General features: G+C 59.7%; 1 protein-coding gene. It reads left to right on the forward strand.

Annotated features, from left to right (window positions below; genetic code table 11):
* A partial coding sequence (locus ACNEUN_RS06315) for a helix-turn-helix domain-containing protein (RefSeq protein WP_463631591.1) occupies window positions 1-248 on the forward strand: 248 nt, incomplete at its 5' end.
* Window positions 249-258: the final 10 nt, after the last annotated feature.

The following is a 258-nucleotide window of genomic DNA, read 5'->3' on the forward strand; positions in this document are numbered from 1 at the left end:
GTCTGCGGGTGGAGAAAGACCCCGATCTCATCGCGCTAGGACAGAATCTTCGCCGCCTGCGGCGCGAGGCCAATCTGACGCAGGAAGAACTGGCGAGCCGCGCCGGACTCAGCGCCAACTATGTCGGTGAAATCGAACGTGGCGAGCGCAATCCGGGGGCGCTGGCGTTGTTCGCCATTACGCGGGGGCTTGGTGTGCCACCTGCAACATTGTTCGAAAAATATCGGGACAGTGATTTCCCTGCGTAAGCTATGGTTT

Source organism: Gardnerella sp. C0684A1 (assembly GCF_055326835.1).